General features: G+C 50.1%; 9 protein-coding genes, 1 tRNA gene and 1 pseudogene. 5 read left to right on the top strand and 6 right to left on the bottom strand.

Annotated features, from left to right (window positions below):
• Positions 1 to 245 (bottom strand): annotated as a pseudogene (locus tag Q0X35_RS05220) (cysteine--tRNA ligase); the annotation flags it as partial.
• Positions 246 to 557: 312 nt separating this feature from the next.
• Between Q0X35_RS05220 and Q0X35_RS05215 the strand changes: the two are divergent.
• Positions 558 to 1,901 carry an MFS transporter gene (locus Q0X35_RS05215; protein ID WP_297566254.1) on the top strand — a complete coding sequence of 448 codons (1,344 nt, stop codon included), beginning with the start codon at positions 558 to 560 and terminating at the stop codon, positions 1,899 to 1,901.
• Between the two features lie 22 nt (positions 1,902 to 1,923).
• Here Q0X35_RS05215 and ispF read toward each other — a convergent pair whose 3' ends face one another.
• The 4 genes from ispF to Q0X35_RS05195 form a co-directional block, all read right to left on the bottom strand.
• A complete protein-coding gene (gene ispF / locus Q0X35_RS05210; protein WP_297566252.1) occupies positions 1,924 to 2,415 on the bottom strand; it encodes a 2-C-methyl-D-erythritol 2,4-cyclodiphosphate synthase in 492 nt (163 codons plus the stop codon).
• Between the two features lie 80 nt (positions 2,416 to 2,495).
• Positions 2,496 to 3,197: a 2-C-methyl-D-erythritol 4-phosphate cytidylyltransferase gene (gene ispD, locus Q0X35_RS05205; RefSeq protein ID WP_297566250.1), complete on the bottom strand. Its 702-nt coding sequence runs from the start codon at positions 3,195 to 3,197 to the stop codon at positions 2,496 to 2,498.
• Between the two features lie 3 nt (positions 3,198 to 3,200).
• Positions 3,201 to 3,734: a CarD family transcriptional regulator gene (locus tag Q0X35_RS05200; RefSeq protein ID WP_297566248.1), complete on the bottom strand. Its 534-nt coding sequence runs from the start codon at positions 3,732 to 3,734 to the stop codon at positions 3,201 to 3,203.
• Positions 3,735 to 4,049: 315 nt separating this feature from the next.
• Positions 4,050 to 4,790: a phosphoglyceromutase gene (locus Q0X35_RS05195; protein ID WP_297566246.1), complete on the bottom strand. Its 741-nt coding sequence runs from the start codon at positions 4,788 to 4,790 to the stop codon at positions 4,050 to 4,052.
• Between the two features lie 119 nt (positions 4,791 to 4,909).
• On the opposite strand from Q0X35_RS05195, the gene Q0X35_RS05190 reads away from it, so the two are divergent.
• On the top strand, positions 4,910 to 5,716 hold the full coding sequence (locus tag Q0X35_RS05190; protein WP_297566244.1) for a sulfite exporter TauE/SafE family protein: 807 nt from the start codon (positions 4,910 to 4,912) through the stop codon (positions 5,714 to 5,716).
• A gap of 111 nt (positions 5,717 to 5,827) precedes the next feature.
• On the opposite strand, the gene Q0X35_RS05185 is transcribed toward Q0X35_RS05190, so the two are convergent.
• Positions 5,828 to 5,911 (bottom strand) — tRNA-Leu (locus Q0X35_RS05185).
• Between the two features lie 204 nt (positions 5,912 to 6,115).
• Here Q0X35_RS05185 and Q0X35_RS05180 point away from each other — a divergent pair.
• From Q0X35_RS05180 to Q0X35_RS05170, 3 genes are all read left to right on the top strand, one after another.
• The gene (locus tag Q0X35_RS05180; RefSeq protein WP_297566237.1) at positions 6,116 to 6,814 is read left to right on the top strand and encodes a DUF3662 and FHA domain-containing protein; all 699 of its coding nucleotides are present in this window, start codon (positions 6,116 to 6,118) and stop codon (positions 6,812 to 6,814) included.
• On the top strand, positions 6,811 to 7,290 hold the full coding sequence (locus Q0X35_RS05175; RefSeq protein WP_297566235.1) for an FHA domain-containing protein: 480 nt from the start codon (positions 6,811 to 6,813) through the stop codon (positions 7,288 to 7,290). Before Q0X35_RS05180 ends, Q0X35_RS05175 begins: the two co-directional genes overlap by 4 nt.
• Positions 7,290 to 8,353: PP2C family serine/threonine-protein phosphatase (locus tag Q0X35_RS05170; RefSeq protein ID WP_297566233.1), on the top strand; the 1,064-nt coding region annotated here is incomplete at its 3' end. The genes Q0X35_RS05175 and Q0X35_RS05170, both read left to right, overlap by 1 nt.

Here is an 8,353-nt window from a genome sequence, read left to right as displayed (position 1 = left end):
GCGGCACTCGCCTTAGCTAAAATTTTATCGTCAATATCTGTCACATTGCGGATAAGGGTGACGGAGTATTCTTGGCGGCGCAACCAGCGCACTAAAACGTCGAAAGCTAGCGCAGAGCGGATATGCCCAATGTGGGGAGACCCCTGTACGGTAGCCCCGCAGAGATAGATTCCCGCTTTTCCGGCCGCGAGCGGAGTGAAAGTGCGTAAAGAGCGGGATGCTGAATCATATATCTTAAAAGTCACTCTCTAAGCCTACCTTGTGGAGGGGAAGGGCGCGAAAACTTTTGCGCGCGCGAGTGGCGCACAGTGCAGTAAAAATCGCAGCACTCAGCATTCAACACTCAGCACACGCCGCGCAACACCGCACTCAGCACTCAGCGCACGCCGCGCAACACCGCACTCAGCACTCAGCGCACGCCGCGCCGCAAAAAACAATTTGTAAAGAGTTTGCAAAAAACTGCACTTTATTTAGAAATTCCACGTAGGGTAAATAGTGTGAACAAACATATTTCTGAACCAGCAGGAAGCAGTGCGGAAAAAATATCTAATTCATCTGTGAATCCGCCGTCTGCAACTTCTAACTCTAAAAAACGTGAAAAAACTTTTACCGGCCGCGTCTGGGCGTGGGGATTCTGGGATTGGGCGTCTGCTGCTTTTAATGCCATAGTCACCACTTTCGTATTCTCGGTGTATTTAACTAATCCAAAACTCTTTGGAGAGAGCGCTAATGCCCAGCTGGGATTGGCTTTAGGGGTGGCTGGTGTACTAGTGGCAATAGTTGCTCCCGCTTTGGGGCAAGCAGTAGACCGCTCTGGAAAATCGGCCACCGTACTCAATACCACTACCCTCTTAACGGTGTTTATCACGGCGGCACTCTTCTTCGTTTCTCCGAATGAAGGGCGGCTGTGGCTAGGGCTTTTCTTATTAGCTGCCGGTAATATTGCCTTTGAAACTGGGTCAGTAATTTATAACGCCATGCTGGCCGATATATCTAATAGCAAGAATGTAGGAAAAATTTCCGGCTTCGGCTGGGGATTAGGCTATGTGGGCGGCATAGTACTACTACTTATTCTCTTTGTTGGTTTCATAAATCCGGAAGTTGGCTGGTTTGGAGTAACTTCTGAAAATGGCTTAAATGTGCGGGTATCTATGCTAATAGCTGCCCTCTGGACGCTCGTATTTTCCGCGCCTATCATGCTTATCGCAAAAGATAAGCCCCGGAAAAAGGGCACCGTTTCTCTGGGAATTATCGGAGCGTATAAGCAGCTTTTCCGTTCTATTAAAGAAATTTGGAAAGTAGATCGCTCGGTAGTGTGGTTCCTAATTTCTTCTGCTATCTATCGGGACGGCTTGGCGGGCGTCTTCACTTTTGGGGCCGTACTTGCCGGCACCGCTTTCGGATTTGCCGGCGGCGAAGTAATTATTTTCGGAGTAGTAGCCAATCTCGTAGCCGGTATTGCCACCATCGCTTTCGGCTACTTAGATGACATTCTCGGCGCGCGCAAAGTAATTATCATCTCCGTCACCTCAATGGTGCTAATGGGCATGATGGTGTTTATCGGCCATGCCGGAATTATGGGCTTGAGCGCTAAGCAAATCTATTGGATCTTCGGGCTGGGGCTCTGCGTATTCGTAGGCCCGACCCAATCGGCTTCCCGTACCTATCTGGCACGCATCGCCCCGAAAGGCACCGAGGGAGAAATCTTTGGACTCTACGCCACTACCGGGCGCGCAGTTTCTTTCCTTTCTCCTTTTATGTACTCCACTGCGATTACTATCGGTGCAGCTATCACCGGCAACTCTTTAGCCGATACTGCTTATTTCGGAATTCTGGGTATTGCTTTAGTGCTGCTAGTAGGGCTGGTATCTTTCCTGCCGGTAAAGAATCAAGAAATCTAATTTGCTTGCTGCCGGCGAGTAGCTATCGCCGCGCGCGATAAATAAGTGCCGTAGCTATCGCTGCGAGCCCTTCTGCTCTACCGGTAAATCCTAAATAGTCGGTAGTGGTGGCCGTGATACTCACTGGCGCTCCCACTATCTCTTGCAACTTTTGCTCTGCCTCCGCTTTGCGTGGGGCAAAACGCGGGCGCTCGCCGATAATCTGAATACTGATATTCTGCACCTGCCAACCAGCCTGCCGCAGAATACGCAGCGTTTCTGCTAGGAGAGCCGCCCCCGCGGCGTTTTTCCACTCCGGGCGAGAAGTACCAAAGATACTTCCTAAATCTCCGCAGCCACTGGCACTTAAAAGTGCATCACAAGCCGCATGGGCAGCCACATCGGCATCGGAATGCCCAGCTAAGGCTATTTCATTGGGCCACTCTAAAGCTGCTAAATGCAGAGGGGTCTTTTTATCTGCTCGATACGCATGCGCATCTACACCGATGCCTACGCGCATATCTGCTATTTCCATCTTGCCTCTATCCCGTTATCTATTTTCAAACTGGCTGGTATTTATCGCTAGCCTAGTTAGTATTCTCGCCGACTCGCTTACTATTTATTATCGCCGCCTGAGCTGGCCATTAACTCAGCCACTGCCAAATCAAAAGGAGTAGTTATTTTTAAGGATTCGGGAGCTCCCGGCACCATCACTACTCGCTCACCTAGCTCTTCTAAAAGCAAACTATCGTCAGAGGCACTGGAATCCCCCAGTGCTTGCCGGCGGGCGTGTGCCTGCCGCAGCAAATCTACTTGAAAACCTTGGGGAGTTTGCACCGCCCGCAATTGAGAACGCTCTAAAGTGGCAGCTACTATCTCTTGCCCAGCCACTTCTCCCGCCAGCGCCTGCTTAATCGTATCAACCACTGGTAGCACCGGAATTACTCCGGGCGCACCCGCTCGCAAGGCCGCCAATACCCTATTTATTACCGAAACTGGCGTAAGTGGGCGCGCTGCATCGTGAATAAGTACTAGCTCACTTTCTATCTCGGCAAGAGCGCGCGCTACTGATTCTTGGCGAGTAGCTCCCCCGACCACTATCGAAATATTTTCTCCGCAGCCGGCTAAGGTTTCTTGAAAATCTGCCACAAAATTAGCGGGTGCCGCCACAGTGATATGCGAAATTCCTGCCGCTTGCATACGCAATATCGCCCACACTATTAACGGTTTTCCCGCCAAAGGTACTAAGGCTTTCGGAATATCGGCTCCCAGCCGGCTCCCTGAACCAGCTCCCGGTATGATTCCGGCGACGTCCATAGACTACTCTGCAGATTCCGCCGACTCAGGAGACTCTGCCGATTCTTCTGCCGGCGCGAATCCCATTATTTCATCTAGCAGAATATCGGCTTCGTTGCCGTCTAACCCCCGCGCTAAGGCCACTTCCGAGCCGAGAATTTCCCGCGCTTGTGTAAGCATCCGTTTTTCGCCAGCAGAAAGCCCCCGATCATGGTCGCGGCGCGTCAAATCTCGCACTACTTCTGCCACTTTATTTACATCTCCAGAAGTGAGCTTTTCGCCATTAGCTTTATATCGGCGCGACCAGTTAGATGGCTCTTCTACATCTTCTTCCCGCAAAATATCAAATACCCGTTCCAATTCTTCATCATTGGATACTTCGCGCACGCCCACTTCTGCTAAAGAATCTTCTGGCACCTGGATTACCAAATCACCATTTAGAATCCGCAGCTTCAGATACATTCTTTTTTTACCGCGAAAAGTCTTTTCCGAAATCTCCTCGATACAAGCTGCTCCATGGTGTGGATAGATTACAGTGTCGCCGGTTTTGAATTTCATTATTTGCTTCGCTCTTTCCCTCGTTAGGCCTCTATTCTACCAAAAACAGCCCTTTAAGGCAGGGGCGTAACCTTATTCACTTACCAAGTTGTAGCCAAAACCGCATCCTTTCCGCAGTGCCGAAGTTGAGCTGGGAGTTCTGTAATTGTTCTGTAATTCTGGCGCGAGCTGTTTTCCTAAAATCGCGAGCCGTTTTCCCTAAAAGAGCTAGATATTTCAGGTAAAGCGCGATGTATTTTCAAAAAATGAGGCGGGCAGCTAGCTGCCCGCCTCACCGTCAAATCGGAAAATTTATATTTCCCGCATCAGTTACTGCTATTTTCCTTGATTAGCTACTGCTTCAATAGCTGCCTTAGCTGCTTCCGGATCCAAATAGGTACCGCCAGCTTTTACCGGCTGGAGCGTATCTTCATCCAGCTCGTAGTAAAGCGGAATTCCGGTAGGAATATTTAGAGCAGAAATTTCATCATCGGAGATATTATCCAGATGCTTCACAATTGCCCGCAAGGAATTCCCGTGCGCCGCAATCATCACCGTCTTACCGGATTTAAGATCTGGCACAATTGCCTCTTCCCAATACGGAAGCAAGCGCGCAAGCACATCTTTCAAGCACTCCGTAGCTGGAATCGGCTCTCCGGCATAGCGCACATCCTGATCCTGGGAAAATTCCGAACCAGCCGCAATCTCTGGCGGCGGCACATCATAAGAACGCCGCCATTGCATAAACTGCTCTTCTCCATACTCTTCTCGGATCTCTTTCTTATTCTTACCCTGAAGAGCTCCGTAATGCCGCTCGTTAAGCCGCCAATTTCTCCGCACCGGAATCCAGTGCCGATCTGCCGCATCCAAAGCCAGATTAGCGGTGGAAATCGCCCGCCGCAGCAAGGAGGTGTACAAAATATCCGGCAGAATATCTGCCTCTTTCAGCAATTTACCTCCGTGTACGGCTTCTTTTTCACCCTGCTCGGAAAGAGCTACATCCACCCAGCCGGTGAAAAGATTTTTTGCGTTCCACTTACTCTGCCCGTGGCGCATCAAAATCAATTTATACGTCATAATTTTCCCTCATCTCGAATATTTTTCGGGAATGCGCAAAGCGCACCACCTCCATACTAGCAATTTCTTCTCCCTCACATCCACAGCGGCACTACTAAGAAGCCATTAAACTGAAAACTATGATTCTTTTAGCTGCCGGCATCGGCATATTTATCGGTCTCGTAGTAGGAGCGCTCGGAGCTGGAGGCGGAATTCTCTCAATCCCGGTACTTATCTACTTGCTTTCGCAATCTCCCCACGCCGCAGCCGCTGAATCGCTCATTATTGTGGGGCTCACTTCTTTCGTAGCTTTATTGACGCGCCGCGAACAGGTGCGTTGGCGCGAAGGCCTCAGCTTCGGTTTCTTGACGCTGCTCGGAGCAGTAGCCGGAGCGCGCCTTAATCTACTAATCTCCAGCCAGATTCTGCTCTACAGTTTTTCACTTCTCTTAATAGTAATTGCCCTCGTGATGCTACGCCGCGCTCAAACAATGCGCCGCACCGAAAAAACCGCACCAGCCGCAAAAAACTCAAAAACTGCACCAACTACCGCTGCTCTTTCTGCACCGCGCCGACCTCTATACATTGTTTTCCTTGCCGCTACCAGCACCGGACTGCTCACCGGCTTTTTCGGAATCGGCGGCGGCGTAGTAGTAGTGCCGATTCTAATTTTTTCTCTAGGCTTTCCCATGTCTACTGCTACCGCCACTTCTTTACTCGTAATGGTAATTACTTCCGCACTAGGGCTAGCAGGCCGCCTCGGCACTAATTTAAGTCTCGACATCCCGCTTACCCTTATTTTTGCCGCTGGCTCTATGCTGGGCGGGATTTTCGGAGGAAGAATCACCCGAGCGCTGCGGGATTCCACCCTCACCTACAGCTTCAGTGCCTTATTATTTATAATTAGCGTTTTTATTTTTGTATCTACCACTCTTCAGCTGTCTTAAATAATTAAATTTCTAATAACGCAATAATCTGCGGCAACTAGCTATTTATTACACTAATTCGCCTACCGCCTCTACTTTGCCAATATCCACGAAATAAAAGAAAATTTTTAGTGCTCGAGGGGGGAGTTGAACCCCCATGCCCGTAAGGGCACACGGACCTGAACCGTGCGCGTCTGCCTATTCCGCCACTCGAGCCAAAGCAACGAACGCTAGTAGCTTACACGCCTAATAGGAGCTTATTCAAATAATACTTCTGCATATACTCCGTGATACACGCCACCGGCATCTATTTTATTATTTTTCTCAGCATCTGCTTCTCCGCATTAGAAACGGCTATGATTTATACTATGATATCCGGCAAATGTCGTACCAGCAGAAAAGCAATTTAAGGAGCTGTCCATGGGGGCTTTCGATAAATTTGAAAAGCATATGGAAAATGTAGTGGATAACGTATTTTCTCGCGCTTTCCGCTCTGATTTACAGCCCGTCGAATTAGCCACCGGCATTAAAAAAGCGATGGACGACCAAGCCACTGCTCTTACCCGCGAGCGCACTATCGTGCCCAATCATTTTCTAATTGCCATTTCCGAACACGATTTTGGCAAATTAGCCGAATGGGGAGAAGCGGAGTTAGTAGAAGAGCTAGTACGCACCGCCGAAGATTACGCCCGCGAGCAGCGCTATACCTTTCTCGGACCGCTAGAAATTTCCTTCCAGAAAAGCAATGATTTGCCAATTGGAAAAATAACCGTTTCGGGCAGTTCCCGCCGCGGGGCAGTCGCTCCCGCCACGGTACCCACCCGTAATGCCGAAGATCCAATCATTGAAATTGGCGAAGAACGCTACGTTCTCACCGGGCCGGTTACTATTATCGGGCGGGGTTCAAAATGCGATATCACAGTAGATGATCCGGGAGTTTCCCGGCAACACCTAGAGATAAGAGTTACTCCGCGCGGAGTAATTGCGCGCGATTTAGATACCACTAACGGCTCCTTCGTAGAAGGGCATCGCATTACAGCTGCCACGCTGGTAGATGGTAACACTATTACTATCGGGCGTACGCGCATTATGTATTGGGCTAGTTCGGAGCCAGCATGAGCACTCTTTTTATCACTTTATTGCGTTTTGGTTTTCTCCTTCTACTTTGGGCGTTTGTGCTCTTAGTGGTGAGAACGGTGCGCAATGATGTCTTTGGTACGCAGGTAAAACCGCGCGCCAATTTTTTCCTCGCCCCGAAATCAAAAAATCGCCGTCGCCCTGCCCGCAAAAGCTCCAACGCTACCGAAACTAGCGGCAGTCTGGTAGTTACAGCTGGGCCGCTCGCCGGTACCGTACTTCCCTTCGGTAATTCCACTATTTCCGTAGGCCGATCACCTGATTCGGCGCTGGTGCTAGACGACGGTTTTGCCTCTGCTCGGCATGCTCGCTTCTATCGCGCAGAAGGAAAATACTACGTAGAGGATTTGAACTCCACTAATGGCACTTGGGTAGGGAAAAAGAGAATTAATACGCCTACTGAACTACAGGCCGGTGTGCCAATCACTATTGGCAAGACGGTATTGGAGTTGCGCTAATGGCAATAAAATTTCTGTATGCAGCTTATTCGGATATTGGTTTGATTAGAAAATCTAACCAAGATTCCGGCTATGCTTCAGAAAATTTACTGGTAGTGGCAGATGGCATGGGTGGAGCTGCCGCTGGAGATATCGCCTCCTCCGTCACCGTCGCCCATCTCTCCTTAAACGATGACGTATACCCGGCCGACGATCTTTTGCGGCGACTCCACAATTCACTCCAAGACGCTCATGAAGATTTAATTATGCGCACGGCAGTGGATTCTTCGCTTTCCGGAATGGGTACTACTTGCGTAGCGATTCTTCGCTCGGGAAATAAACTCGCCATGGTACATATTGGCGATTCCCGCGCTTACCTACTGCGGAAAGAAAAATTGACGCAAGTGACCCATGACCACACTCTCGTGCAGTATCTGGTGGATAGAGGAAAATTGACGCCAGAAGAAGCTCGCCATCACCCCAAACGCAATGTGATTATGCGGGCGCTCGGCGACAGTCCCGAAGAGCTCGAATTAGATGAGTCCCTGCGCGAAGCAAAAGTAGGAGATAGATGGCTGCTTTGCTCCGATGGCTTATTTGGAGTCGTTTCTGAAGAAATGCTGCAATCCACACTCAGCTCCTATAGTGATCCTGATGAATGTGCCCAGCATTTAGTGAGCTTAGCTTTGGCCGGAGGAGCTCCGGATAACGTCACCGTAATTATCGCCGATGTTGTAGAGGCAGAAACTGCCGATTCGCTCCCGCAAAAACCGCTTATCGTCGGAGCTGCTTGTGCTAATCCAGTGCAGGTGCAGCGCAATCCAGCCTCCGCAGCAGAAAAAGCGCTCAGTTTACTTGACGATTCTTCCCCCGCTCTATCTGCTACTCCCCCTAAACGCCCGCGGCGCGCGCGGATTGCGGCTCTAGTCGGCGCCCTATTAGTTTTAGGTGGCGGGAGCGGCGCCGGATATATGTGGACGCAGAGTCAATATTTTGTGGCTCCAGCCGGCGAGTATGTGGCTATCTATAAAGGGATCCCCCAAAAAGTAGGGCCGCTGCATTTGAGCTCTCTCCACACCAAGAC

Origin of the sequence: uncultured Arcanobacterium sp., from assembly GCF_947253055.1 — a bacterium.
GTDB lineage: Bacteria > Actinomycetota > Actinomycetes > Actinomycetales > Actinomycetaceae > Arcanobacterium_A.
This window is presented reverse-complemented; position numbering and strand designations above follow the sequence as displayed.

Bases quoted from the DNA above. Each gene is read 5' to 3' on its own strand.
- ispF (WP_297566252.1), bottom strand. From the start codon at position 2,415: ATGGAAATAGCAGATATGCGCGTAGGCATCGGTGTAGATGCGCATGCG.
- ispD (WP_297566250.1), bottom strand. From the start codon at position 3,197: ATGGACGTCGCCGGAATCATACCGGGAGCTGGTTCAGGGAGCCGGCTG.
- Q0X35_RS05200 (WP_297566248.1), bottom strand. From the start codon at position 3,734: ATGAAATTCAAAACCGGCGACACTGTAATCTATCCACACCATGGAGCA.
- Q0X35_RS05195 (WP_297566246.1), bottom strand. From the start codon at position 4,790: ATGACGTATAAATTGATTTTGATGCGCCACGGGCAGAGTAAGTGGAAC.
- Q0X35_RS05190 (WP_297566244.1), top strand. From the start codon at position 4,910: ATGATTCTTTTAGCTGCCGGCATCGGCATATTTATCGGTCTCGTAGTA.
- Q0X35_RS05180 (WP_297566237.1), top strand. From the start codon at position 6,116: ATGGGGGCTTTCGATAAATTTGAAAAGCATATGGAAAATGTAGTGGAT.
- Q0X35_RS05175 (WP_297566235.1), top strand. From the start codon at position 6,811: ATGAGCACTCTTTTTATCACTTTATTGCGTTTTGGTTTTCTCCTTCTA.